The following is a 25,771-nucleotide window of genomic DNA, read 5'->3' as shown; positions in this document are numbered from 1 at the left end:
CCCCTGGCGGCCCAGGAAAACGCGCCGGATCTCTTCCAGCCACCGCCACACGATATTACCACCCACAGCAAGGGTCACACAGACACATGCCACTTTCGAACGAACAAAAGAAGGCTTACCGCGCCATCGGCCACACCCTCAATCCAGTTGTTACCGTTGCCAGCAATGGCATCACCAGCGGTGTACTGGAAGAACTGAATCGCGCTCTCGATGATCACGAACTCATCAAGATCAAGGTGTCAGTAGGCGACCGCGAAGTCAAACACGAGGTTATCGCCGAGCTGCTGAAACAGACTGGTGCCGAGCTGGTACAGCAAATCGGCAATACCGCCCTGTTGCTGCGCCGCAATCCGAAGGCCAAACCTCGCCTGTCCAACCTGCAGCGCGACTGATTTCACTCGCAGCGCCGGTTTGAGCTCCCCCGTTATAACACCTGACGGGGGGCAACCCATATCCACAGAACCCCAAGAGCGGCCTGGGCCTGCAATAAAATCATCTGCAACTTCCACCAGGGCATAAAGCCGAAATACACCCCACTCAGCAGCATCATCAACAAAATCAGACGACTTCCGAGCTGACTGGTTCGAAATAATCTGCGCGACATTCCTGCCGTCATCATCAAAAATCCCACCACCAGACCAGCACCTGCTATCCAATGCATGACCTCCATGCCGTGGTGCGGAAAATAACCATGATGTTCAAGCACCGGCCTGACCAGATACAGGCAGGTAAGCAAACCTCCCAACCAGGCACCGCGTAACAACAACAGGTAGTCGAGCGTTTTCATATTCAGACTCCATGCACCAAACGAAACCACCGGCAGACGTGCTCGCCCCCAGCGCAGGGCAAAACACATGACAAACTATTCCTGTCGACTCGTGAAATATTGGAATATCTGTATTGAACCGACATAATGCCAGAAATTTTCAGGGCTGCAGTTATGAAGAATACCGTAATTTCCGGCACCGGGTTGTTCGTGCCGCCAAATCAGATCACCAACGATGAACTGGTCGATGCCTACAACCGCTATGCAGAAGCGTTCAATCAGCAAAATGCCGAGGCCATTGCCGCCGGTACAGTTGAAAGCGTGCCGTTTTCCAGCAGCGAATTTATCGAAAAAGCATCCGGTATTCGTAACCGTTATGCCATGCACAAAGACGGCATGCTGGATATCGAGCGTATGCGCCCACGCTTCCCGGCCACCTCTGAACACTCCGAACCCGAAGTTGTGACCATGGGCCTGGCAGCCGCCCGCGACGCACTGGCTCAAGCGGGCATCCAGGCATCCGACATTGATCTGGTGATTGTCACCACCACCAACAACCAACGCCCATATCCGTCGATTGCCGTCGAAATCCAGCACAAGCTGGGCTGCAGCGGTTACGCCTACGATATGGGTATCGCCTGCTCGTCTGCCACGTTCGGCCTGATCGCCGCCAGCAATGCAATCAAGGCTGGCAGCGCCCGTAATGCACTGGTCGTCAACCCGGAGTTCTGCACCCCGCAGGTGAATCTGAAGTCACGCGACAGCCATTTTATTTTTGGCGATGTGGCAACGGCTGCCGTGATCCAGGCCGAAGACGAAGCAACTGCCTCACCGGCATTTCGTATTGTGAATACCCGCCAACAAACCCTGTACTCCACCAATATTCACTGCCTGGGCAACTACTCAGACCACTGCCAGGAAAATTCTGCCGAAGATCGTCCGCTGTTCCATCAGGAAGGTCGCAAGGTATTCAAGGAACTGCTGCCACTGGTGACCAACTTTATCGAAGGCCAACTTCATGATAACCAGCTCAGTCCTGACGACCTGAAACGTTACTGGCTGCATCAGGCCAATATCAACATGAACCAGTTTGCGGTGAAAAAGCTGCTGGGCGACCTGTCCGATCCGCAACGGGCCCCGATTGTACTGGACGAATTTGCCAACACCGCATCCGCAGGTTCGATGATTGCCTTCCATCGTTATCACGATGACTTTGCTGTGGGTGACAAAGGCCTGATCTGCTCATTTGGTGCCGGTTACTCGATTGGCAGCCTGCTGGTTGAACGTTGCACCTGACAAATATATGCAAACCCTCAAGGCATTCAGGAGTCACATCCCTGATAAACGCCTTGAGGCAGGCCATTTGTCGTCATAATGCCGACAAATTGCGGCAGAATTCGTCATCAGACTTCGCCTGAGCGCGATGTCGCTGTAAAATGCGCCCCCGCCCAATGCCGCAGGTGCATGCAGTTCTGCCGGCACAAGGACTAATTCGAATTGCTTAACTAACCTTCAATAGCCATTCGTGGCTGGCTGTGTCATCGTACGCGGCACTCTGAAGAACATGCTAATAAACGAGGAAGTGCGCATGACTCGCCAACACTCTTACGATCGTGAAGAATTGCTCGCCTGTGGCCACGGTCAACTCTTTGGTGAAGGCAATGCCCGACTGCCACTGCCGAACATGCTGATGATGGACCGCATCGTTAACATCAGCGATGAGGGTGGTGCTTACAACAAAGGCGAAATCGTCGCCGAACTGGATATCGATCCATCCCTGTGGTTCTTTGACTGCCACTTTGAAACTGACCCGGTAATGCCTGGTTGTCTGGGCCTGGATGCCATGTGGCAGCTGGTTGGTTTCTATCTGGGATGGCGTGGCAACCCTGGTCGCGGTCGCGCTCTGGGTTGTGGTGAAGTGAAATTCCGCGGTCAGGTTCTGCCAACTGCTCAAAAGGTCACTTACCGCATCAGCATCAAACGCGTGATGGAACAGAAACTGATCATGGGCATCGCCGATGCTGTGATGGAAGTCGATGGCCGTGAGATTTACTCCGCCAAAGATCTGCGTGTAGGTCTGTTTACCTCGACCGACAACTTCTGATGTCGGGGATTTGCTTCCATTAAGAAGCGAAAATGCAAAACGCCCGTCTCCACAAGGAACGGGCGTTTTGCGTTTCAAAGACAGGAAAGCTCAGCCAGCCTTACTGCAACTACAACAGCAGACTACTCAGAATTTCAAGTCACTCAGCGGTATCGTCTTAGCAGATGCAGGACGACGCTTACCTTCGATACACACCGATTTCGCACGCACCCAAGGGGTTTTGGCACAAAACAGAGACTTCAAACCAGCCTCGTCCGCAACCTTGCCGACAGCGTAAAAAGCTTGGCCAGGAGTATCCCGAAGACGCATCCATACCCACTTGTGCTGTTCTTCTGTCAGAAGATGCCAACCACTAAACGCCAGAGATAATAACCGCTCATCCTTGGCACGCTCGTTAGGAGCAAGGGTAATCAATCGCTGGAAACGAGCACTGACCACTTCAGCATCCTGCCCCGATAATATCTCCGCATCCAGCATTCCCAATTCGTAGAAAGGCCAGTCAGGACGAGCATTCATCGCGCGCTGCCAGGAAGCCATTGAGCGCTGCCAATACAGCTGGGACTGCTCACCGGACGTCTGCAAAGCCCACTCACGCTCAAATCGGGCCATTGATGCCTGAATATGTGGAGAAAACGGTGCCATTTTTGCAGCCGCCTCCAGCAGAGGATTATCACGCTCCTCAACAGACTGAGTCTGACCAATCCGCATCATCGCGTACGTCAGCGCAATGTATAAACAAACAAAAGCTGGCACCAGGGCCAGCCATAAAATCAGACGAGGAAAGACAAAGCCGTCAGGCTTTGTCTTGTTTGTCAGAGGTGTAGCCGTAGGCATCGTAATAACCGCCGTAATAACCATAACCGTAGCCATACTTGGCTTCTTTATGGACGTCCAGTTGGTTCAGTACCACACCAAGAACACGGACATTGGACTCATCCAGCTTGACCAGGCTGGATTTGACCAGCTTGTCACGAGTGGCATCCGCCTTGACGATATAAACCACACCATCAACCAGCGTCGAGAGATACAAAGCGTCACTCACCAGTCGCATCGGCGCAGAGTCAATAATGATGCGCTGATAACGACCACGCAAGGTATCCAGCAGCTCCCGGAAATTACGCGACCCCAGCAACTCCAGAGGGTTTGGCGGAATCGGGCCCGATGGAATGACATCAATCCCCAGATCCGGTATTTGGTGAATACATTCATCCAGAGTGTCCGGATACGCAACCGCATTCGACAAACCACGACTGTTATGTGGAAGCCCCAGCTTTTTGGCCATCGTCGGGCGACGCATATCGGCATCAATCAGCAGAGTCTTTTCCATCTGACCATACGCCTCAGCGATATTGGTCGACGTCGTGGTTTTGCCCTCACCCGGAATGGATGACGTAAACAGAATTACCTGAGCCGGAGACTCCAGACCAGCCAGTGTCAAACTGGTACGCAGTGTACGAACCGACTCAGTAAAGCCATGCACAGTATCTTCCGTGAAAGCACGAACGAGGCGCGCATCTTCTTGCGCCTGCGACAATTTACCATCACTTTTCTCGGACTCAACCATTGGAACCACACCCAACAGCGGCACACCCAACTTACGATCCACATCGTCAGCATTTTTCAGAGTGGCATCCAGAGCATCCAGCAGGAATGCCACCCCAACACCAAACATCAGACTCACCACCATGGTCAGCACCACAATCAGTTTTTTGTTTGGTTTGACAGGCACTTTTGGCACCACAGCCGGGTCAGAAATACGAGCGTTGGCCGATTGCAGATCACCGGTTTCCGTGGTTTCACGAATTCGACTGAAGAAAGCATCGTACAGCTCACGGTTGGCTTTCACTTCGCGTACATAATCGTTCAGGGTGAACTCAGTACGGTTAAGGTTACGAGCTTCTGCCAGTTTGTTATCCAGCACTTTTTGCAGAGAAACCTCTTTATCACGAGCGGTGTTGAAATCTTTTTCAATCGCTGCCGCAATACGATTCATTTGAGCCAACATACCATCGCGCACGGCCGACAACTCAGACTGTGCCGCAATCATTTTCGGGTGTTGGGCGCCATAACGCTTGGACAGTTCGGAAACTTTCAACTCAGCCTTGGTTTCATCCTGACGCAGACCCACAATTACCGGGTTGCCCATGATAAAACTCAGACTGCCCAGATTCTCGTAAGTGCGCTTGCCAACAGATTTCAGCTGCTGATAGGTACTTTCGGCTTCCAGACGTTTGGCACTGGCTTCGACCAGGCTACGGGTAATTTCATCAATCTGTTTGGAAATCAGGGTATCAACCCCCTCAACATCCACAAGATTATGAGCTTCGCGATATTCTTGCAGCTTACGCTCCGATGCATTCAGCTTTTCTTTTAGCCCTCCCAGGCGATCACTCAGCCAGGTTGCCGCCTGCTGGCTCATCCCCACACGGGCTTCCAGCTGGGAGTTGATATAAGCCTGAGCAATGGCATTGGCGGCTTGTGCAGCCAACTCCGGAGACTCACTGTCGACCGAAATTTTCACCAACTGAGTATTGCGGATTGGCTCAACCGAAACCACTTTCCAGAAAGCATCTATGGTATCAACCAGAATCTGATCTTCTGTCGCTGCTGCTTCCTCAAGACCTAATTTTTCTTTCACAAAACGCTTGAACGAAAACTTCTGCTTGTTAGCTTCGTGATGCGGGTTGAACTCCGGGTTCTTCACCAGATCCAGCTCCATGGCAACACGTTTGGCCAATTCGCGGGATTTCAGAATCTCGAACTGGGTTTGGTAGTATTCGTCACTAGCACTTGGCAAACCATAGACTTCTTCAATCGAGAGGATTTTGGAGTCCTGGGATTCAATCAGAAGCGTTGACGTGGCACGGTACACCGGAGTAACGGCCATTACTCCCAATACCGCCAGCACAGTAGCCACGATACCAAGCGTTACAATGCGGCCCAGATGGCGGCGAAAAACGCGCCAATAATGGGTCAGATCAATCACCTCTTCGGCGGCAGGGCCATTCATGGCCATAGTTCGATCTTTCATGTTCTGTATATGCCTGTCAGAAGAAACTCTGCTCAACCGTGATCACATCACCCGGCTGAACCACATCGTAGATTTTGACCTGATTACGCGCTTCACCACGGCCGGATTTATCCGATGCCGCGTCGTGAATCACGTAAATCTTGCTTTTCGACGCTCGCTCGGTAAAACCACCAGCAATCGAGATAGCCTTGTCGACCGTAAGCCCAGGGTGAAATGCGTAACTACCTGGCTTCTCAACCTCACCCGTTACATAAAACGGACGGTATTCCACAATGGACACCGTCACAGACGGATTCAACAAATATGGGCCTTTGAGGCGTGAAGTCAGCTTGTCTTCAAGATCTTTCGGGCTCAGACCCGATACCTGAATGTCACCCAACAACGGGTAAGAAATGGAACCGGACAGCCCAATACGCACCTCCTGACTAAGGTCAGGCTCGTCGTACACACTGATCTGAATAAGATCACCGGCACCCAAACGATACTGCTCAGAAGCAGCAATAGCAGAAAACGAAAGTACTGAGCACATCAGCACGACCAGCAGGTTAACCAACCGCAGCATTAACACGACATCCTGTAGCAAAAGCCTGAACAAAGGCACACCAGTTTAACGCAGCGTATATACACCACGTTGTTATGCTAGAGCGTCCGCACAGGAATTGCGAACGGCACTTCCTGTCATTTTGTCTGTTAAACCAAACAAGGGAGTTCTGTCCGGTGGCACGTACAAAATGGCCTGCAAAAGCAGGCCGTCCAGAATACCAACAACGATTACACCGGGACAATCGTCGTCAGTAACTGCATCAAAATGCCAGCTCTACCGCAACACCAATAACGTGCTGATCGTAGTCCAGAGCATCAGATGTAGAAGAACGCTTGGCTTTGTCCAGGCTGGCTTTTACATCAACGTTTTTGGTTGGAGAGTAAATACCAGTCAGACCCAGGTTAGTGTTCTTGTCGGAACGATCAATACCTACGTAGTCATCCTTGGACAGACCTGCCGTTGCGTTCATGCTCCAATAATTGGAGAACTGGTGATTCCAGTTAACGGTGGTGGTCTGGTTAGCAGTATAAGAACCACCAGCCGTGGTTTCGTTGGCGCTCTGGGCGGTGGTGACACTCACAGTAGAATAGGTAACCGGATTCCAGGTCAGCTTGCCTTCCCATGAGAAACGGCTATCAGAAGAGTTGGTAGACTCGTCGAATTCACGCTTGGAGTTACCCACCAGCAGCTCAGCCGTCGTCTTGCCAGTCACATCGTAAGAAGCACCCACCAACAGTTTCAGTTCAGAGCCTTCTTTGGCTGCAGCAGCGCTATCGCTGTAGGAAATAGTGGTGTTACGGGCCTCGAACAGAACGCGGGTTGCAGAGCTTACTTTCAGGCCCAGTTTGGCACCAAACTTGATTTTGTCGTGATTCAGAACGTCGGTAGAGGCAGCATTATTGCTGTATTCCTTGCCGTAAGAACCCACATAACCGGTCACGTTAGCAAATGCACTGTCAGCACCGTAGGTGTAAGCCGCATTCAGATCGGTTTCATCGTATTCATTTGGCTTGGTTACAGAAGACGCCGCAGCCCCCTGAGTTGAACCAGTACCACGAGGATCGTGAGCCATGTTCAGCTTGGCATCAAAATTCAGAGACTGACGGGAAGACAGTTCTACTGCTGCAGATCCCATCAACAGGGTGTCGAGGTAGTTGTCATCACTATCGAGATCGTAAGAACCACTTTCAACCTGAGCGTAACCGGTCAGGTTGGTAGCACCCAGATCGGCTACTACTGAAGCATTAGGACGCAGACGAGTAACAACGGAGCTGTCTTCGTTGCCACTTGATTGCAAATAAACGTTGCTGTCATCCTTGATGCTCAGCTCAACGCTTGGGTAAAAAGTAACGCCACTGCCCATTGCAATACCGTCAGGACTCACTGCATAAGCACCTGAACTGGCGGTCGCTGCTGCGATCAAGGAGAGCTGCCACGCTTTCATAATCTTCCTCTCTTATAACTGGTTCCAAAGTTTCGGCTGATGCGGCGCAACCGCCAGACCCTGATAATTTTCCCGGCAATTATGACCGCTGTTTACAGAAATTAACAGTGCGAACAAGTTACAGATCGGACATACGGTGTAAAGACATACATCAATAACCGCACCCCTCGCGCCCGTCAGACAATCTGCCGATCCATATTTCAGCGAATCTGTCTGCCACTGCCCACTCACACCTAATCACAACACTATCGATAATGCGCTATCAACCTGTATTCCCATATGGCAGACCCGACAAATGCCTGAACCACCCGAAGGAAACATGACGATCGCCGTACAAACAACTAGTGGACATTACTGCCTGTAAAGCCCTTGAAAAACGTCATGAATACAATCTTGACGTCCATCCATAATGACCAATTACGAATGTAATCCAGATCATAATCAACACGGCCCGACATTTTGTCGAGTGTGTCAGTTTCTCCGCGATACCCGTTGACCTGCGCCCAGCCGGTAATGCCGGGTTTTACCTTGTGGCGCAGCATGTAATACGGGATCAGCTTGCGATACTCCTCATTGTGAGCCACAGCATGGGGACGCGGCCCAACAACCGACATACGTCCTTGTAACACATTGATAAACTGGGGTAATTCATCCAAAGAGGTACGACGCAGAAAAGCACCAACCGGAGTGATACGAGCATCGCCCTTGCGCGCCTGAACCACCTTGTCGCCATTTTCCATCACCGACATGGAGCGAAACTTCCAAACCTGGATTTTTTTACCATCCAGACCATATCGATACTGTTTGAAAATAATAGGCCCTGGAGATGTCAGCTTGATGGCAGCCGATATAACCAGCATCGGCAATGCAATAACCGACAATACGCACAGCGAAAACGCAATATCAAACAGGCGTTTCAAAACGTCGTTGAATCCAAATATCGGCGTGTCGTACACACTGAGCGTCTGAATATTACCAATTTCGCTCAGGCGCGCATGGATCAGGTTGTACGTGAAGAAATCGGGTATCAGATGAACCGAGGCGGTAGTATCCCCACAACGTTGAAGGATATCATCAATACGTTTTTGGGCTTTTAATGGCAAGGCCAGAAAAATAACATCGTATTCCCCATTACGCGTGCGGATAATCAGATCTTCAATCGTTCCCTCCAGAACAGCATCGGGAAACTCCTCACACACACGATCCTGATTTCGATCATCAAAAAAACCGCCAAAGTCGTATCCCAGTTCCGGGTGCTTCAGCAACTGCGAATGCATACGAACTGCAGACTCATTAATACCAACAATCGCCGCACGGCGAGTGTTCAGGCCTCGGCTACGCATGTGACGCAACACATGTCTAAAGCCCATACGCCAGCCGCACAACAGCACAAGAGCACCTATTATCCAGGAGCCAATCACAACACGAGAAAAATCTTCACTGAGCTTGGTAAAGAACCCTACCCCCAACAACCCGACACAAACACAACTCCAGGCGGCCGCAGTGATAGACAGATGATGAAAGGCCGTTGATCCACGCCAGGAACGATACAAGTCGAAGGATTCGGCAAATAACAGGAAGGTAACCGATGCAATCAGACCCGCCGACAAATATTTGGGGCCAAAGGGAACATCGTACAGAGCCATGGCAACAACAAGACAGCCAACCACCAGCAGGATATCGATAAGACGGTAAACAGCACTGAAGCTATTTTGATGAGACCGGATCATTCCATGGCCCATAGGACTTTCCTCAATTAGGTCCCTATCAAGGGATAACAACACACAGCACAGCCGGACGGAGTGGAACACTCAGAAACATAATCGCCCGACTAATGCCACCTGATGATTCAACGGGTAACTGGCAGCACAGATCAAGAATCAAACAACTGCCGGTTCATCAACCACTGACTGACCAATCAAGCACTCTCTCTAGAGGGCGTTCTCAATTATTTGACGCGGCCTGTTATGAGTAAAAAATCCGCCAGGCAAGGCGTTGAACGCAGGGAATGGCGAGTCCTTTACAAGTTCAACAACACAGACTGGTGGATTTTCAACCATAACCCATCGGGCTGAGGCCAGTGGGTCCCAGTCCGGCGTTATTCGTCACTCATTTAACCCGTTAAACCACGATCCTCATGCCTGGTTCTGAAACCCACTGGCACTCAGCAGGCCCGGTTTAATAATTGAGAACGCCCTCTAACCACTCACTCTCACGAATCAGCGCTGACGTACCAGCTGCTGACCATCAATCACGGAGTCACAAAACAAAAACCACACAATCAAGAGCTATACAGCCATGACAGCAGGCCTGACACCGGATCGTGATTGTTAACTTTTGTTACCGATTTTAACAGTATTTTTACAATGTGGCGGCCTTGGTCTGAACCTGCACAAAATTATCTTCAGCTATGTGATCCGTGTCCAACTTTTATACGAATTTGACAGGTGAAAATCACGACAGATCTTGACAAGTTATGAAGACGCACAAAATTGCACCAAAAAAGTGCAAAACTGACAAAATTGTAACGAATTCACTCTGCTGTTGCGTCAAGAATTTGCCGTCGGAATCAACACCGTCGCCTGCGGACACAGGTTCTCCAATTCACGAGCCAATGCTTTTCGCGCCGCGGTATCGCCATGAACAATCCGGATTTCAGCTGGATGTTTGCGCATACCACGAACAAACCGCACCAGATCTTTTTGATCGGCATGGGCACTGTAACCACCAAGTGTTTCAATTCCAGCACGAATCACTGTGCGCTCACCGTCCAGATCCACATACCCACCTTCCGGGCCCCAATCCTGAATGGCACGCCCAGGTGTTCCAACGGCCTGATATCCAACAAACAACACGTTGGTACGCGAATCTGGCAGCAAGGCTTTCAGATAATTAACAATGCGCCCACCCGAGCACATACCACCGGCGGCTAACACAATGGCAGGCCGCCCGGAACGCTTCAAATACTGAACCATATCGAGATGCTGCTCATGGTGGTTAATTGTCAGCATTTTATCGAACTTCAGCGGGTGACGACCCCGTGCCAGACGTTGCCGTGCTTCGGCATCCCAAAGATCAGCAAGTTCCCGATAACAATCCGTAAATTCCGTGGCCAGCGGCGAATCCACAATAACGTCCACTGCCTGGAAAAGGCTCACACCACTGTCAGCATCCGATCGATTAGCCTGGAAGAAAATATCTTCGAGCTCGTACAGAAGTTCCTGGGTGCGACCAATCGAAAACGCCGGAATCAGCACAGCACCACCATCAGACAAGGCTTTTTTCAGCACCGACTCCAGACGCTGACGCCGTTGTTTGCGACCATCATGACAGCGATCACCATAGGTACTTTCAATCACCAGGGTATCGCAGCCCCAAGGCGAACGCGGTGCAGGCAATAATGGTGACCAGGGCGCTCCCAGATCACCAGAGAACACGACCTTTTTACGAAGGGGACTATTGGCAGAACCGATATCCAGCTCGACATAAGCAGAGCCCAGAATATGCCCTGCCACCTGAAAACGCAGACGCACATCCGGAAAGCCCGGCAGCACCAGCCACTGTTTGTAATCCAATGGGACCAGTTGCTGGCGCAGGCGTTGTAACACCATATTAATGATGTCGGCATCCTGGGTAACGCCAACCTTTACGGCATCCTCGATGACCAACGGCAACAAATACGCCGTTGCCCGGGTTGCGTAAATTGGTCCTTTGTAACCCGCGGCCAATAGCCACGGAATTCGGCCAACATGGTCTATATGGCAATGGGTAACAATCAGCGCCTTGACTGGCCGCCAATCAAAATCGATGGTATTGGAACCATGCTCAGAATTGCGGGTTTCAGCGCCCTGGAACAAACCACAATCTACCAGCAAGGCTTCGCCAGAAGATAAGGTCAATTGATGGCAAGAACCGGTAACGCCAGAAATGGCGCCATGATGGGTAATTTCAAACATCTTGTTTGTACTCTTCTGATCCATGAAGTGCTGTCAGTATGCTATGCGCCAGCAATGCTTGGCAAAGCCGCTGATCAGAAAACAACCACCAGCTAACCGTACATGTAGCCGGAAAAACACAGCGCGGCCAAAACAGCCGTTAGTGCAACATCCCCCCATGCAGGAGCGGCAACAGCGCAGCTGTTAGCCGCGATACAAACCGAACAGACGCTGTTAGCCGCGATCAAGGTTGGCTATAAGAACCGTTAGAACGAACGTCCGGTTACATCACAAACCCCGTTAATCCTTCCAGGCTTCGCGGCTAACAACTGCGCGTCCCGAGCCACTCCTGCACGATCAACCCATCGTTAAACATGCCGAACACGTCCGGTGTTATCCTTACATCCTTATGATTTTGGGCGAGATATACAAATGAAGGTTACCCCGCTGGCGCTGGATGGCGTATTACTGCTGGAACCCAGGGTTTTTCGGGATGAACGCGGTTTTTTTCAGGAAACCTTCCACAAACAACGCTTTCAGGAGCTGGGCTTGCCAACAAATTTTGTGCAAGACAATCACTCCCGCTCCTGCCGTGGCGTGCTGCGTGGTTTGCATTTTCAACTCCAGCACCCACAAGGCAAACTGGTGCGGGTAGTAAGCGGTGAAATCTTCGATGTAGCAGTGGACATTCGCCCCGCCTCCCCCACTTTGGGGCAATGGTGTGGAACCATGCTGAACGATCAGAACCATCACCAGCTGTGGGTGCCACCCGGTATGGCGCATGGTTTTGTGGTGCTGTCGGAACGCGCGGATGTGCTGTACCGCTGTACCGACGTTTACGCACCTGACGATGAATATTCCGTACGCTGGGACGACCCGACCATTGGCATCAAGTGGCCACTGGATTCCCTGGCCGATACGCCTGTCATCATTTCCCAGCGCGACCAGAACGCCATGAACTGGCAGCAGCTGCAAACGCTATTGGGTATTGGCACATGAATGCCAACACCAACCTGTCGACCAAATGGCTGATCACCGGAGCTGGCGGATTATTAGGGCAGGAACTGGTAACGCAGCTGCGTGCTGGCGGATATGCTGTTTTGGCGGCCGATCGCAAAACTCTGGATATTACCGATGCCCAAGCCGTTACTGCATTTATAAAAAAGCACCTGCCAGATGTGATTATCAACTGTGCCGCCTATACGGCAGTAGATGCAGCGGAACAGCAGAACAATGCCGCATTTATGGCAAACCACATGGCCGTTGAACATCTGGCGACGGCCTGCACCCGCATGGGTGGCCGATTGATCCAGATTTCTACCGATTACGTATTTTCCGGCCCACTGAATCGCGGCTGGCAAGAACGTGATCCGGTAGCACCGTTATCGGTTTACGGCACATCGAAACTGGCTGGCGAACAAGCGGTTCAGGTTCTTGGCAGCAACGGGCTGGTTGTACGGACATCCTGGTTATTCGGACGCGGCAACCGCCATTTTCCGGAAGTGATTTTGCGACGGGCTCTGAATGGCGACTCTCTGCGGGTGGTCAACGACCAGACCGGTTGCCCAACCTGGGCCCCAGACCTCGCTAACACCCTGATAACCCTGGGTATACACATGGTCGAAGGCCGAACACTGCCGCCGATTTTGCATTACAGCGGAAGCTCAGCTCTTACCTGGTGGCAGTATGCTCAGGTTCTGGTGCGAGAGGCTCATACCCAAGGGCTGTTAGCTGCAGTGCCCGCAATCACACCGGTCAGCTCGGCGGAGTTTGGTGCCAAAGCCACACGCCCGCAGTGGTCAGTGCTGGATTGCCAGCAAGCGCGTGATCTGGGGTTAACCTTGTCAGATTGGCGCGCAGGATTAAGCCAATGGCTGCAAGAACGGCAAGGGTAAAACAGCAACCAACACGCACAGACGTCCCCTGCAGATCGCTGCAGGAGCGGTAGCAGCGAAGCTGTTAGCCGCGATACACTCCGCACAGAAGCCGCTCCTGTAACACCTGCCAAACCACCAAGCCCAGATGCACATCGCTAATAATCACGTAAACTGTCGGCCCCGGCCGCCAGCGCACTGTGGCCTTCTGAATTTTGGTACACCTGTTTTTCATGAAACTTCTGATTACCGGCGGCGCCGGTTTTATTGGCAGCGCCCTGATCCGTCACGCTCTGCTGGAATGCCCGACCCCGTTCCGGATCACCAATCTGGATTGCCTGACCTACGCGGGTAATCTCAGCTCATTGCAGCCGGTGGCCGACCACCCGGATTACCAGTTTGTTGAAGGCGATATTCGCCACTTCAACCAGCTGCAGCAGATCATCAACAACACCCAGCCCGATGCCATTCTGCACCTGGCGGCGGAAAGCCATGTCGACCGCTCCATCGATGGCCCGGATGATTTTATTCAGACCAATATCGTCGGCACCTTTAACCTGTTACAAGCCAGCCGCGATTACTGGCAGCAGCTGCCAGAAACTCGCCGCAGGCAATTCAAGCTGGTGCATGTATCCACCGACGAAGTGTACGGCGACCTCGAACACTCAGCCGCCGCGGCCACAGAACAAAACGCCTACGCGCCCAGCTCGCCCTACTCCGCCAGCAAAGCCGCCGCCGATCATCTTGTGCGCGCCTGGCACCGTACCTGGGGCCTGCCTGTAGTCATTACCAACTGCTCCAACAACTACGGCCCCTGCCAGTTCCCGGAGAAACTGATTCCGCACATGATTCTCAACGCCATCAGCGGACGGCCACTGCCGGTGTATGGCAACGGCCTGCAGATTCGTGACTGGTTATTCGTAGACGACCACGCCCGCGCATTGTTAACCGTTGCCCAACAGGGGGTTCCCGGTGAAACCTACAACATCGGCGGCAATTGCGAAAAAACCAATATCAGCATCGTTGAAACCCTGTGCAGCCTGCTGGAAGAACTGGCTCCCAACAAACCAGAAGGCATTCGGCACTACCGCGACCTGATACGCTTTGTGGAAGACAGACCTGGACACGACCGCCGCTACGCCATTAACTGCGACAAAATCAAACAGCAACTCGGCTGGGAACCAACCGAGAATTTTGAAACCGGCATCCGCAAAACCGTGGAATGGTACCTGGCCAACCCGCAATGGTGGCAACAGGTCATCAGCGGTGAATACCGCCTGCAAAGATTAGGAATTTAATCCCGGTAAACAAACTCCGCAGCAAGAACGCCAGAAACGGAAAAAACGAAGCTGTTAGCCGAGATCTAATGCGCATTACTTACATAAGCATCCCTATCATCACGATCTTCGCGACAGACAAACCGGTAGGATGGGCATTTATGCCCATCACAATCTCGGGATAACACGAAAAGGCTAGCCCTCGCATTAACGCAGACTGGCCAACTTGCCCAACACAAAGGTTACCAACTGGCTGGCGGCTTCCGCCGACGCCGACTCGGCATAACAGCGCAACTCAGGTGCGTTACCCGACGGACGCAAATGCACCACCTCACCATTGTCCAGCGTCAAACGCAGACCATCGGTATTGTTCACATCCACCACCTCGGCCGACATTCCCAGAAACGCCAGTAAACCGGCCACGTCTTCGCGCCAGCCCGCAATCAACGCCTGACTTTTTTCGGTCGGAAACTCCTGAATACGATCACTGCCGGTATAACGCGCTGGCAACTCTGCCAATACCGCCGAAATCGGCTTGTTTTCAGCAACCGAAATTGCCAGCAACACCAGCGCCGGTAACAGCGCATCACGGGTTGGCAAGGCACGTACCGAGGCACCGTTTACCTGAATATCAGTACCCAGCAAGAAACCACCGTTGGCTTCAAAACCGGCCACACCGGCAAACTCACCCGCCAGCTGCTGCATGCCTTCAATCACATACGGAGAACCGATACGGGTACGCATAACCCGCGCAAATGCACCGCTGGCTTCAATAGCACTGTTACAGCTCACCGGCACAGCCAGCGCCTGAATCCCAAGATAACGGGCACACAACAGACCCAGAATATCGCCACGCAACCAGGTACCGGTTTCATCACCCAGCAATGGGCGGTCACCGTCGCCATCGGTCGAAAACAACGCATCCAGCTGGTGTTCGGCAGCCCATTCACGGCCACGCTGCTGGTCTTCTGCTGATACCGCTTCGGTATCAATCGGCACGAAGGTTTCGGTACGACCCAGCGACACCACGGTAGCGCCCAGCTGCTCCAGCACATCACGGCAGATATCGCGGCCAGCAGCCGAGTGCTCGTACAAACCAATACGCTTACCCGCCAGCAAACCAGCTGGGAACATATCCAGATTACGGCTGCGATAAAACGCCACCGCCGCATCAGAAGCCTCTGGCAAACATGGCTCAACCGCTGGCACCTCTGCTTCTACCGCCAGAATCGCCAGCTCGTCGGCTTTTTCGATTTCGCCATCCGGGCGATAAAACTTGATGCCATTACGATCAAACGGAATATGGCTGCCGGTAATCATGATGGACGGAATACCATCCGCCATACTCTTCAGCGCCAATGCAGGCGTTGGCAGAATGCCGTAATAATCCACCTCAAGGCCCAGCTGCTGCAGCGCACCGGCACACGCCGCCGCCATTGCCGGGCTGGAAGGACGACGGTCGATACCAATCGCCACCCGATCAAATACAAAGCTCTGGCGCATCACCGCCACAAACGCACAGGTAAACGCCGCACAAGCCTCGTTGGTAAACTGCTCCACCAAACCACGGGCACCACTGGTACCGAATTTGATGCCGCTATTAGCCAGCACCGCTGAAGAAACAACCGACATACCAATCCCCCAAAATCATTCCATTATTCGAAAAAACACATGCCCAGTCCGGCCACAAGCATAACACCCCATCCCTGCAGGAGCGGCAGCAGCGAAGCTGTTAGCCGCGATAAGCGTTAACCCCAAAATCGTTAACCACAACATAACACCCTGCCCCTGTAGGAGCGGCAGCAGCGAAGCTGTTAGCCGCGACCTGATCCGTTCCTACAAAGCCTGCAAAAACAAAAGGGGCTTGCGCCCCTTTTATTTCACCACGCCATCAGGCCCGGCCGTACAGGTCTTTAAACCGCACGATATCGTCTTCACCCAGATACGAACCAGACTGAACTTCAATCATCTCCAGCTCGATAACACCAGGGTTTTCCAACGCGTGAATCTGGCCAATCGGGATATAGGTTGACTCGTTTTCGGTTACCAGATAGGTCTTTTCACCATTGGTAACACGCGCCGTACCCGATACCACAATCCAGTGCTCGGCACGATGGTGGTGCATCTGCACACTCAGCTTCGCACCCGGCTTAACAGTAATACGCTTCACCTGATAACGGCTGCCGTTATCAACCGAATCGTATTTACCCCATGGACGATACACTTCACGGTGCTGCTGATGCTCGTTACGCTGGGCTGCCTTGATTTCAGCCACAATGTTTTTCACATTCTGGACTTCATCTTTATTGGCAACCAGCAGGGCATCCGGGGTATCGATAATCACCAGATTATCCACGCCCAGCGTTGTGATCAGGCGTTTTTCACCATACACAAAACTGTTGGTGGTGTTGCTCATAATCACATCAGACTCGCCCAGAGTCGCGTTATTGCCTTCGTCTTTTTCGGCAATGTCCCACAGGGCAGACCAGCTACCAACATCACTCCAGCCAGCATCCAGTGGAGCAACCACCACTTGTGGCTCACCTGCAACCGCCGACAGCGGCTCCATAATGGCGTAGTCAATGGACTCATCCGGGCAGGCTTTAAACGCTTCACCATTCACACGCACAAAATCCAGATCAGCCACCACATTGGCCATGGCTTGTTCACAGGCCTGGTAAATATCGGCACGGAACTGCTTAAGCAACTCCAGATAGCGATCGGCACGCACCATAAACATGCCGCTATTCCAGTAATAATTACCGGCGGCGACATACTCCTGAGCGGTTGCCAGGTTCGGTTTTTCGATAAACTGCTCCACCACAAACCCGGCATCAGCAGCAACACCGGCACGGATATATCCGTAACCAGTCGCCGGTTCGGTAGGCACAATACCCAGCGTACCTATCTTGCCCGCTTTTACCGCTGGCAGCAGCGCACTGGCCGCTTGCTGGAAGGCTTTGGTATTACGAATCACATGGTCGGCTGCCAGCACCAGCAACACCGGGGCTTCATCACCGGTGTTCTGAGCCAATGCCTGAAACGCCGCCAGCGCAATCGCCGGTGCCGTATTACGGCCAACCGGCTCCAGCAGAATGGTGGCTTTTTTACCGTGTTGCAGCAGTTGGTCTGCCACCAAAAAACGGTGATCTTCGTTACAGATCACCATTGGAGCCTGTTCAGACAAACCATCCAGACGCGCAGCGGTTTGCTGCAGCATGGTCAGCTGGCCATCCAGCGCCAGAAATTGCTTGGGAAATGCCGTGCGGGACAGTGGCCACAGGCGAGTGCCGGAACCACCGGCCATAATTACAGGGATCATGCCCGATATCCTTTATCTGTTTCGAAATACCATTTTGAGTGCTCATGCACTCTTTCATCGGCTATCAAATCGGCCTCTGATAGCCACCGATAACCATCGTGCTGATCGAACGGCAGACTCAGCAACGCCGAATCAAGCACCAACTCGAAACCATTCACGATGTAATGGGTCGACACGTTATCATCAAACACTGAATCGCTGTAGAAGTGCTCAAACAGCCCGATAAATCGGGCTTGTTTAATGGAGAGCGCAGTACCTATTTCAGCCAGAGTCAGGCGCTGGAATGCATCCGACAACAGTTCATTCTTGACGACTCGTCCGCCAGGTACAAACCAATAACCTTTTGCCGGACGATTACAGCGCTGCCCTACCAGCACCTGCCCCTGTTCGTTACGAACAATCAGGTCGATAGAAATCAGAGGTGTGCTGTTAATAACGGTTTTGAAGGTTTGTTGATCCAACCAAGTCATTAAGAGTCATCACCATATCCGTTCGGATGACGTGATTGCCAGGTCCATGAATCACGAACCATATCATCCAACGAACGAGAAACCTTCCAATCCAAAACACGCTCAGCAGTACTGGCATCGGCCCAATAAGCAGGCAAATCACCAGCACGACGAGGTTTGAAGCTATAGGGGACCTTCACACCATTAACACGCTCGAATGCTTCTACTATTTGCAAAACGGAGTAACCGTAACCAGCGCCAAGGTTTACCGCCGTAAAGCCACGATGACTGTTAACCCACTCAAGGGCTTTCAAATGCCCCTCTGCCAAATCCATCACATGGATGTAGTCACGTACACCGGTACCATCAACGGTATCGTAGTTGTTGCCGAAAATACCGAGTTCTGGCAGTGCACCAACAGCAACTTTGGTCAAATACGGCATCAGGTTATTGGGAATACCTTTCGGGTCTTCCCCGAGGTCACCACCAGGATGAGCACCAACCGGGTTGAAATAACGCAAAGCAATAGCAGACCATTCAGGCACCGCACCGCACTGGCTTTGCATCATGGTTTCCACCATGGCTTTGCTATGTCCATATACGTTAAACGGTGAGATTGGATGACTTTCGGTATACGGGTTGAACTGAGGAAAACCATAAATAGTAGCGGAAGAAGAAAACACAAAGTTGGTGACGTTGTGATTACGCATAACTTCCATCAATACCGCCGTGCCACCGACGTTATTACGGTAATACTTCATCGGTTCCCGAGTCGATTCTGCGACTGATTTGTATCCCGCAAAATGCACAACTGCATCAAATTTGTGGTTTGAGAAAATACCGTTCAACAAACCAATATCATGATCAATGCCCTTATAAAAATAGGGTCTGATTCCAGTAATCGATTCAATCGCATCAACTACTTTTGCGGAGCTATTCTCCAAAGAGTCAACGATCACCACATCCATGCCAGCTTGTTGGGCAACCACCACAAAATGGCTACCAATATATCCAGTACCACCCGTTACAAGAATTTTCATCGTATATGCTCCTGATCAGCCCCTGAAACTATCCTGATTCGCCAGGAACCAGGCATACGTAGATGCCAAACCGTCTTTCAGATTGATGTTGTAGTTCCAGCCCAATTTGGCCAGCGTTTCTACACTCATCAGCTTACGTGGTGTGCCATCCGGTTTGGTTGAATCAAACACAACCTGCCCAGTGAAGCCGACCACTTCCGCCATGGTATGAGCCAACTCGGCAATCGTGCAGTCAACACCTGTTCCCACGTTAATGTGAGACAGCATTGGCTCAGTGCATGACTCGTAAGTCGCCTGATCTACGTTCATAACGAAAATAGACGCAGCTGCCATATCGTCCACGTGCAGGAACTCACGCATCGGCTTGCCTGAACCCCAAACCACCACCTCAGGCGCATTAACCAATTTGGCTTCATGGAAACGACGCATCAACGCAGGAATAACATGAGAGTTATTCGGGTGGAAGTTGTCGTTCTCGCCGTAAAGATTGGTCGGCATCACACTGCGGTAGTTACGACCATACTGGCGGTTGTAACTTTCACACAGTTTGATACCTGCAATTTTAGCAATGGCATAAGGCTCGTTGGTAGGCTCCAGAATCCCGGTCAGCAGCGCTGACTCAGCCATCGGCTGCTCTGCAAACTTCGGATAGATGCAAGAAGATCCAAGGAACAAGAGATCCTGAATACCGGCCAGATGAGCAGAATGCACGATGTTGCATTCAATCATCAGGTTCTCGTAGATAAATTCAGCCGGATAGGTGTTGTTGGCAACAATACCGCCAACCTTGGCCGCCGCCAGATACACAGCATCAATTTTTTCCTGTTGAAAAAATGCCTGTACATCAGCCTGACTTAACAGATTAAGCTGCGAACGATCACGAACAACCAGTTCAACACCGTCGGTTTTACTCAGCTGGCGAACAATCGCCGAACCGACCATGCCTTTGTGGCCAGCAACAAATATCCGTTTCATAAATCGATTCCTTATCCTTCTACAGAAACACTAACGTCGTAACCGTGCGATTTCAGTAACGCATGCTGTTTGGCTTTCAGAAGATCGTTCTGGACCATTTCGGCACACATTTCTTCAACGGTAATTTCCGGAACCCAACCCAGTTTTTCTTTGGCTTTGGATGGATCACCCAACAGGGTTTCAACTTCGGCAGGACGGAAGTATTTCGGATCGATACGAACAATCACGTCGCCCACTTTGACGCCCGGAACAGCTGCCTGGTCAGCAATCGCTTCAACGGTGGCGAATTCGTTCACGCCTTCACCTTCAAAGCGCAGGGTGATTCCCAGTTCTTGAGCAGACATGGCAATAAATTCACGTACAGAAATCTGCTTGCCGGTTGCAATCACGAAATCATCGGCTTGCTCTTGCTGCAGCATCATCCATTGCATACGAACGTAGTCTTTGGCATGACCCCAGTCGCGCAGAGAATCGATGTTGCCCATATACAGGCATTTTTCCAGACCCTGAGAAATATTGGCCAAACCACGAGTAATCTTACGGGTCACGAAGGTTTCACCACGACGTGGAGATTCGTGATTGAACAGAATGCCGTTACAGGCATACATGCCATAGGATTCACGGTAGTTTACGGTGATCCAGTAGGCATACATTTTGGCAACCGCGTATGGAGAACGCGGGTGGAACGGCGTGGTTTCTTTTTGTGGAATTTCCTGAACCAGACCATACAACTCAGAAGTAGAAGCCTGGTAAAAACGGGTTTTCTTTTCCATGCCCAGGAAACGAATCGCTTCCAGCAAGCGCAGGGTGCCAATAGCATCGACATCCGCTGTATATTCCGGTGCTTCGAAAGAAACCGCTACATGCGATTGAGCGCCGAGATTATACACTTCATCAGGTTGAACTTCGCGCAGAATACGGGTCAGGTTGGAAGTATCGGTCAGGTCACCATAATGCATAAAGAAATTAACGTTATCTTCATGGCGGTCGCGATAGATATGATCAATACGTTCAGTATTAAAAGAGGATGCACGACGTTTGATACCGTGGACTTCGTAACCTTTTTCCAACAGAAACTCTGCAAGGTAAGAACCGTCCTGGCCAGTGATACCAGTGATGAGAGCGACTTTCTTAGACATAAAAATCCCTTGTATAAAACCAAAAGTTATAAAATTATCAGTACTTACCAGTAAGAGTCAGAAGTTCCTGACGAAACCGCGCAAGTATCGCATTTTTATCAAGATTTTGCTCAGCATAACGACGAGCAACCATGTTAGTACCATTGGAACGTTCCAGCTCAACACTCAAGCCAGTACAAAAAGCATCCAGATTTTCCGGCTCAACACAGGTGTAAATGCCAGAATATTCCGTTGCCAATCGCCCCAGTTCAGTTTCAGGTTCCGCCGTGACAACGGCGAATCCACCGGCTGACAAAATATTGGTCAGCTTGGAAGGCAACACAGCATCGGCAGCACCCTTTTTCTGCACGACTAAATGCACATCAGCCATGGCCAACATAGCAGGTACATCTTCCCAGGCCTGTAATGGTTTGAAGTCGACGTTTGGCAGGTTCTTCTCTGCAGCTATGGCTTTTAAGGTATCAACATAAGCACCAGAACCGACCATTACAAACTTGACGTCGGGTTGGTCAGCAAAACGCTGAGCCGCATCAATAACCAGCTCCAGCCCCTGTTTGGCGCCCATATTCCCTGCATACAACACAATACGATCTGACGCTTTATAGCCCCAGGCTTCCCGGATACGGCTGCCATCTACTTCAGGGGTAACAAACCCGGTATCTGCCCAGTTTGGAAAAAACATCAGCCGCTCAGCAGCAACGCCCTTTTGTTTTGCCTTTTCCAGCATGCTGAACGATATACTGGAAACCTTATCAAAACGTTTCATTAACCAGGATTCAACACCATATGCCAGCCTGCCAATGAAGCCGGCCGACTTACCGGCCATTCCCAACCCTAGCATCGCATCGACTTCGTAATCCTGAATATGCAAAACAGCCTTGCTGCCACGTAATTTGCAAAACAAAAGTGCCGCAGGCACACAAAACAGCGTGGGTTCAACGACAAAAACCACGTCAGGCTTCTGCTTCCATAATGAAAACAGGCGCCACGCCGACGATGCAGCAAAGGAGCTTAAATGCAGGATACGCTTAATTGTTGTCGGTTTTTCTGGCACATATAGAGGACAGCGATGAACAACAACATCATGCTGTTTCGAAGACTGAAAAGAATATGCATTAAATCCGTTATGAATTTTCCACTCAGGGTAATACGGTGGTGCTGTTACTACATGAACAGTATCACCTGCATCAGCCAACCAGGGACACATTTCACCGTTATATTTGCCAATACCAGTTAGTTCAGGGGCGTAATTGATGCTGTAAACTAGAAAATTCATTACAAATCAAGCCCGGTAAGATCTTTCAAAATCTGTACACGCTCTGCTTTTGACTGGCAGTGCTTCATTTGCATTTCAGCCTCATATACTCGTAAATCGACCAAAGTTCTATACCAAAACCCCTGCATAAAATGAAAAGCAAATCCCTTAACACCATCCATAAATCCCAAACGTATAAAATATCGATACAGAAAATAAAAAGTAGGCCTTATAAAAACCGGCAAGCTATTATACACCCGTTCCTTCACAAATCGCTTTATGCGAGCCTGATTATTACTAGAATCCTTAGCAATTGACTCATCTTGCTCAAACAAATCGTATTTACGACCAACAATATCTATCATTTCACGATCAGCATATCTATTGTGCTTATCTATGTACCAGCGAGTGTTATTAAGATTATCATCCACAATATGTCCATTAAGAAACATTGTATTTCCATCTCCAGACAATACAATGTGTTCATCCATCCACCGCGCTTCGATTCGCCCTTTACCATTACGCCAAATGCGCAGCAAATTCAATGGATAAACCGCCCCTTTCTTAATCCACTGCCCAAGAAAAAAATATTTTCTTCGAATATAAAGCCCGGATATATTTGAGGGAACACTAATTAGACCTGTTCTAACCTCATCAATTAAATCAGGCTCCAGATACTCATCTGCATCCATTCGCATAACCCACTCAGTATTTATAGGGCAATTATCGAGCCCCCATTGAAACTGATCCGCATAATTCTTCCATTGATTATAAAAAACCTGAGCACCAAGACGTTCTGCAATTTCAATAGTGCCATCACTTGAACCAGAATCAATAACAAATACCGAAATACCAGCATCAGTCAAACTTTTTATACAACGCTCAATATGAAGCTTTTCATTTTTTGTCAGAATAATAGCAGAAATACTCATAAAAAATTCCTTCTGTCTTTGATCTTTTTAGCAGGGTTCCCAGCATATATTGACCATGGCTCTGTTTTTTTCGAAATTACAGCCCGCGCACCTATTACTGACCCTTCGGATAGATGAGATCCGGGACCAACAAAAGCATCAGCACACACCCACACATCATTCGCAATAGTTATAGGTGCAAGAATCAGCGGATGAAGAGGATCGTTGTAATCATGAGTACTAGCACAAATATGAGAGTACTGGCTGACGATAACTCTTTCATCAAGAGATATTCGGCCTTGATTGTACACATTAACTGCTGGACCAATCGTACTATCCTTCCCCATACTTAAATTACTAGGTATCCAAATTTTAGCAGAAGGATAAATTCGAGCTGAAGAATGGATTTTTGCTCCAAACCATATCAGCAGCATTCTACGCCAAGAAAACATAGACACAGGAGAGAATCGGAAAAACAGTAAATAGACCACATTCCAAGCCAGCCGTACCAACTTATTTTCTAGAGAAAACACCGAACAATGCAGCGTTTTTTTCTCATTAGGAAAGTTCATTTTAAAATCTCCCGATACAAGGAAATAAATTGCCCAGTAACCAAATCCCAAGAATATCGGCTACAAGCATAATCAAATCCTTTAGCCGACATTCTATTTAGCTCGCTTGGTGTCATTTCAGTAAGATTTCGAATAGCCGCCAAAATACTAGCTTCGGTAGTGCCGCAATCCAAAGCAGCAGAAGCACCAAAAGCTTCTTTCAAATTACAGAATTCAGATTTCAACACAATTAGTCCATTCGCCCAAGCTTCCAATATAGCAACAGGAAGCCCCTCGGAAAATGAAGGCAGTAAAAAAGCATGACTATCATTGATTAGCGCTTCTTTTTCAGCACCAAAAACTGGCCCGATAAATCGAAATCGTTCAGGATGGCCTGAGGCAATCATTGACTCAATTTTGTTTTGATAAAAAACATCCCCCCAGCCAGCAATACTAAGAACAAATGGTCGCCTTTTATATTCATATTCAGGCAGGCTATTAACAGCAGAAACCAACGCATGAAGGTTCTTTTTTTCGTGCAGACGACCAAGGAAAAGAATATTTAAAATACCTGAGAAATTTTTACAGGGTACTGACACACCAAAATCCATACCATTAGGTATCACCTCGATACGAGCACCAGGAACAACGGATTTAATAGAATCAGCCTCCGATTCATTCAATGCATGAAAACAGGCAGCATGTCTCCAGCTATAATTTTCATAAGCGATTCTTGCCAATTTCTTTTTTTTGGCACTGCGCTGCAATATCCAAGGGTCAAGCATCCCATGTGGCGATAGAATGAATGGATTTGATCTGACTAAATGCTTGAGGTTATGGGCCATAGTTGTAGCCATCCACATCCCGTGGGAATGTGTCAGATCACTCGATTCAACCAAGGAAGCTAGTATCATCGAAACTGACAGACCTACATCCTTAGCCCTAATTGAGCTATAAAAATCCACAACAATATCAACATCAGGAACCACTGAAACTTCAGAACCATCAAACAATGTCTTCAAATAAATTGAATCAATTTCCTTGGTTCTAACTAGTTTATTGGCAAGCGAGATCACAGCAGGACCGACGCCACCGGAAGCTCTAGATATAGACGGGGTGAAAAATGAAATATTCACTCTTTAAAACCTCCCGCA

Annotated in this window: 23 protein-coding genes; 6 read left to right on the top strand and 17 right to left on the bottom strand. The window is 50.2% G+C overall.

Features of this window, described 5'->3' with window-relative positions; genetic code table 11:
* Window positions 1-86: 86 nt before the first annotated feature.
* Window positions 87-392: a ribosome assembly RNA-binding protein YhbY gene (yhbY, locus tag OUO13_RS17395; protein ID WP_283175173.1), complete on the top strand. Its 306-nt coding sequence runs from the start codon at window positions 87-89 to the stop codon at window positions 390-392.
* 32 nt (window positions 393-424) lie between these two features.
* Here yhbY and OUO13_RS17390 read toward each other — a convergent pair whose 3' ends face one another.
* Complete coding sequence (locus OUO13_RS17390; protein ID WP_283175172.1) at window positions 425-856, bottom strand: hypothetical protein; 432 nt, start codon at window positions 854-856, stop codon at window positions 425-427.
* An 84-nt stretch (window positions 857-940) separates the two neighbouring features.
* On the opposite strand from OUO13_RS17390, the gene OUO13_RS17385 reads away from it, so the two are divergent.
* Both OUO13_RS17385 and fabA read left to right on the top strand, forming a co-directional pair.
* The gene (locus OUO13_RS17385) at window positions 941-2,062 is read left to right on the top strand and encodes a beta-ketoacyl-ACP synthase III (RefSeq protein ID WP_283175171.1); all 1,122 of its coding nucleotides are present in this window, start codon (window positions 941-943) and stop codon (window positions 2,060-2,062) included.
* 292 nt (window positions 2,063-2,354) lie between these two features.
* Complete coding sequence (gene fabA, locus OUO13_RS17380; protein WP_283175170.1) at window positions 2,355-2,870, top strand: 3-hydroxyacyl-[acyl-carrier-protein] dehydratase FabA; 516 nt, start codon at window positions 2,355-2,357, stop codon at window positions 2,868-2,870.
* Between the two features lie 126 nt (window positions 2,871-2,996).
* Here fabA and OUO13_RS17375 read toward each other — a convergent pair whose 3' ends face one another.
* The 6 genes from OUO13_RS17375 to OUO13_RS17350 all read right to left on the bottom strand — a co-directional run bounded on the left by OUO13_RS17375 (window position 2,997) and on the right by OUO13_RS17350 (window position 11,788).
* Entirely contained in the window at window positions 2,997-3,740 is a 744-nt protein-coding gene (locus OUO13_RS17375) for a hypothetical protein (RefSeq protein ID WP_283175169.1), read from the bottom strand.
* Window positions 3,664-5,901: a GumC family protein gene (locus OUO13_RS17370; protein ID WP_283175168.1), complete on the bottom strand. Its 2,238-nt coding sequence runs from the start codon at window positions 5,899-5,901 to the stop codon at window positions 3,664-3,666. The genes OUO13_RS17375 and OUO13_RS17370 overlap by 77 nt, the downstream gene beginning before the upstream one ends.
* Before the next feature lie 16 nt (window positions 5,902-5,917).
* Window positions 5,918-6,463: a polysaccharide biosynthesis/export family protein gene (locus tag OUO13_RS17365; protein WP_283175167.1), complete on the bottom strand. Its 546-nt coding sequence runs from the start codon at window positions 6,461-6,463 to the stop codon at window positions 5,918-5,920.
* A 241-nt stretch (window positions 6,464-6,704) separates the two neighbouring features.
* Complete coding sequence (locus OUO13_RS17360; protein WP_283175166.1) at window positions 6,705-7,829, bottom strand: outer membrane beta-barrel protein; 1,125 nt, start codon at window positions 7,827-7,829, stop codon at window positions 6,705-6,707.
* Window positions 7,830-8,230: 401 nt separating this feature from the next.
* On the bottom strand, window positions 8,231-9,631 hold the full coding sequence (locus OUO13_RS17355) for an undecaprenyl-phosphate glucose phosphotransferase (RefSeq protein WP_283175165.1): 1,401 nt from the start codon (window positions 9,629-9,631) through the stop codon (window positions 8,231-8,233).
* An 807-nt stretch (window positions 9,632-10,438) separates the two neighbouring features.
* Complete coding sequence (locus OUO13_RS17350) at window positions 10,439-11,788, bottom strand: MBL fold metallo-hydrolase RNA specificity domain-containing protein (protein WP_428982360.1); 1,350 nt, start codon at window positions 11,786-11,788, stop codon at window positions 10,439-10,441.
* Between the two features lie 468 nt (window positions 11,789-12,256).
* On the opposite strand from OUO13_RS17350, the gene rfbC reads away from it, so the two are divergent.
* The 3 genes from rfbC to rfbB all read left to right on the top strand — a co-directional run bounded on the left by rfbC (window position 12,257) and on the right by rfbB (window position 14,996).
* Entirely contained in the window at window positions 12,257-12,823 is a 567-nt protein-coding gene (gene rfbC / locus OUO13_RS17345; protein WP_283175163.1) for a dTDP-4-dehydrorhamnose 3,5-epimerase, read from the top strand.
* The gene (gene rfbD, locus OUO13_RS17340) at window positions 12,820-13,719 is read left to right on the top strand and encodes a dTDP-4-dehydrorhamnose reductase (protein WP_283175162.1); all 900 of its coding nucleotides are present in this window, start codon (window positions 12,820-12,822) and stop codon (window positions 13,717-13,719) included. The genes rfbC and rfbD overlap by 4 nt, the downstream gene beginning before the upstream one ends.
* Before the next feature lie 212 nt (window positions 13,720-13,931).
* Window positions 13,932-14,996, top strand: a complete 1,065-nt coding sequence (gene rfbB / locus OUO13_RS17335; protein ID WP_283175161.1) for a dTDP-glucose 4,6-dehydratase — start codon at window positions 13,932-13,934, stop codon at window positions 14,994-14,996.
* A 186-nt stretch (window positions 14,997-15,182) separates the two neighbouring features.
* Here rfbB and OUO13_RS17330 read toward each other — a convergent pair whose 3' ends face one another.
* The 10 genes from OUO13_RS17330 to OUO13_RS17285 form a co-directional block, all read right to left on the bottom strand.
* Window positions 15,183-16,607, bottom strand: coding sequence for a phosphomannomutase (locus tag OUO13_RS17330; protein WP_283175160.1), 1,425 nt, complete (start codon window positions 16,605-16,607; stop codon window positions 15,183-15,185).
* A 259-nt stretch (window positions 16,608-16,866) separates the two neighbouring features.
* The gene (locus OUO13_RS17325; RefSeq protein ID WP_283175159.1) at window positions 16,867-18,297 is read right to left on the bottom strand and encodes a mannose-1-phosphate guanylyltransferase/mannose-6-phosphate isomerase; all 1,431 of its coding nucleotides are present in this window, start codon (window positions 18,295-18,297) and stop codon (window positions 16,867-16,869) included.
* A complete protein-coding gene (locus tag OUO13_RS17320; RefSeq protein WP_283175158.1) occupies window positions 18,294-18,767 on the bottom strand; it encodes a GDP-mannose mannosyl hydrolase in 474 nt (157 codons plus the stop codon). Before OUO13_RS17320 ends, OUO13_RS17325 begins: the two co-directional genes overlap by 4 nt.
* Window positions 18,767-19,786 (bottom strand): UDP-glucose 4-epimerase GalE, encoded by a 1,020-nt coding sequence (gene galE / locus OUO13_RS17315; protein WP_283175157.1) that lies wholly within the window; start codon window positions 19,784-19,786, stop codon window positions 18,767-18,769. Before galE ends, OUO13_RS17320 begins: the two co-directional genes overlap by 1 nt.
* Before the next feature lie 15 nt (window positions 19,787-19,801).
* The gene (fcl, locus tag OUO13_RS17310) at window positions 19,802-20,761 is read right to left on the bottom strand and encodes a GDP-L-fucose synthase (RefSeq protein ID WP_283175156.1); all 960 of its coding nucleotides are present in this window, start codon (window positions 20,759-20,761) and stop codon (window positions 19,802-19,804) included.
* A gap of 11 nt (window positions 20,762-20,772) precedes the next feature.
* On the bottom strand, window positions 20,773-21,900 hold the full coding sequence (gene gmd, locus OUO13_RS17305; RefSeq protein ID WP_283175155.1) for a GDP-mannose 4,6-dehydratase: 1,128 nt from the start codon (window positions 21,898-21,900) through the stop codon (window positions 20,773-20,775).
* A gap of 37 nt (window positions 21,901-21,937) precedes the next feature.
* Entirely contained in the window at window positions 21,938-23,176 is a 1,239-nt protein-coding gene (locus OUO13_RS17300; protein WP_283175154.1) for a glycosyltransferase WbuB, read from the bottom strand.
* Window positions 23,176-24,087 (bottom strand): glycosyltransferase family 2 protein, encoded by a 912-nt coding sequence (locus OUO13_RS17295; RefSeq protein ID WP_283175153.1) that lies wholly within the window; start codon window positions 24,085-24,087, stop codon window positions 23,176-23,178. Before OUO13_RS17295 ends, OUO13_RS17300 begins: the two co-directional genes overlap by 1 nt.
* A complete protein-coding gene (locus OUO13_RS17290; protein WP_283175152.1) occupies window positions 24,084-24,638 on the bottom strand; it encodes an LbetaH domain-containing protein in 555 nt (184 codons plus the stop codon). Before OUO13_RS17290 ends, OUO13_RS17295 begins: the two co-directional genes overlap by 4 nt.
* On the bottom strand, window positions 24,635-25,753 hold the full coding sequence (locus OUO13_RS17285; RefSeq protein WP_283175151.1) for a glycosyltransferase: 1,119 nt from the start codon (window positions 25,751-25,753) through the stop codon (window positions 24,635-24,637). Before OUO13_RS17285 ends, OUO13_RS17290 begins: the two co-directional genes overlap by 4 nt.
* Window positions 25,754-25,771 lie beyond the last annotated feature (18 nt).

The organism is Parathalassolituus penaei, assembly GCF_026626885.1.
Lineage (GTDB): Bacteria > Pseudomonadota > Gammaproteobacteria > Pseudomonadales > Oceanobacteraceae > Oceanobacter > Oceanobacter penaei.
Note: the sequence above shows the minus strand (reverse complement) of the source record. Positions and strands in the feature narration are given on the sequence as shown.

Coding starts and splice junctions, on each gene's coding strand:
- fcl (WP_283175156.1), bottom strand. CDS start 20,761: ATGAAACGGATATTTGTTGCTGGCCACAAAGGCATGGTCGGTTCGGCG.
- fabA (WP_283175170.1), top strand. CDS start 2,355: ATGACTCGCCAACACTCTTACGATCGTGAAGAATTGCTCGCCTGTGGC.
- rfbB (WP_283175161.1), top strand. CDS start 13,932: ATGAAACTTCTGATTACCGGCGGCGCCGGTTTTATTGGCAGCGCCCTG.
- galE (WP_283175157.1), bottom strand. CDS start 19,786: ATGAAAATTCTTGTAACGGGTGGTACTGGATATATTGGTAGCCATTTT.
- OUO13_RS17330 (WP_283175160.1), bottom strand. CDS start 16,607: ATGTCGGTTGTTTCTTCAGCGGTGCTGGCTAATAGCGGCATCAAATTC.
- OUO13_RS17355 (WP_283175165.1), bottom strand. CDS start 9,631: ATGGGCCATGGAATGATCCGGTCTCATCAAAATAGCTTCAGTGCTGTT.
- OUO13_RS17295 (WP_283175153.1), bottom strand. CDS start 24,087: ATGAGTATTTCTGCTATTATTCTGACAAAAAATGAAAAGCTTCATATT.
- OUO13_RS17370 (WP_283175168.1), bottom strand. CDS start 5,901: ATGAAAGATCGAACTATGGCCATGAATGGCCCTGCCGCCGAAGAGGTG.
- OUO13_RS17325 (WP_283175159.1), bottom strand. CDS start 18,297: ATGATCCCTGTAATTATGGCCGGTGGTTCCGGCACTCGCCTGTGGCCA.
- OUO13_RS17320 (WP_283175158.1), bottom strand. CDS start 18,767: ATGACTTGGTTGGATCAACAAACCTTCAAAACCGTTATTAACAGCACA.
- OUO13_RS17365 (WP_283175167.1), bottom strand. CDS start 6,463: ATGCTGCGGTTGGTTAACCTGCTGGTCGTGCTGATGTGCTCAGTACTT.
- yhbY (WP_283175173.1), top strand. CDS start 87: ATGCCACTTTCGAACGAACAAAAGAAGGCTTACCGCGCCATCGGCCAC.
- gmd (WP_283175155.1), bottom strand. CDS start 21,900: ATGTCTAAGAAAGTCGCTCTCATCACTGGTATCACTGGCCAGGACGGT.
- OUO13_RS17385 (WP_283175171.1), top strand. CDS start 941: ATGAAGAATACCGTAATTTCCGGCACCGGGTTGTTCGTGCCGCCAAAT.
- rfbD (WP_283175162.1), top strand. CDS start 12,820: ATGAATGCCAACACCAACCTGTCGACCAAATGGCTGATCACCGGAGCT.
- OUO13_RS17390 (WP_283175172.1), bottom strand. CDS start 856: ATGTGTTTTGCCCTGCGCTGGGGGCGAGCACGTCTGCCGGTGGTTTCG.
- OUO13_RS17375 (WP_283175169.1), bottom strand. CDS start 3,740: ATGGCTACGGTTATGGTTATTACGGCGGTTATTACGATGCCTACGGCT.
- rfbC (WP_283175163.1), top strand. CDS start 12,257: ATGAAGGTTACCCCGCTGGCGCTGGATGGCGTATTACTGCTGGAACCC.
- OUO13_RS17290 (WP_283175152.1), bottom strand. CDS start 24,638: ATGAACTTTCCTAATGAGAAAAAAACGCTGCATTGTTCGGTGTTTTCT.
- OUO13_RS17300 (WP_283175154.1), bottom strand. CDS start 23,176: ATGAATTTTCTAGTTTACAGCATCAATTACGCCCCTGAACTAACTGGT.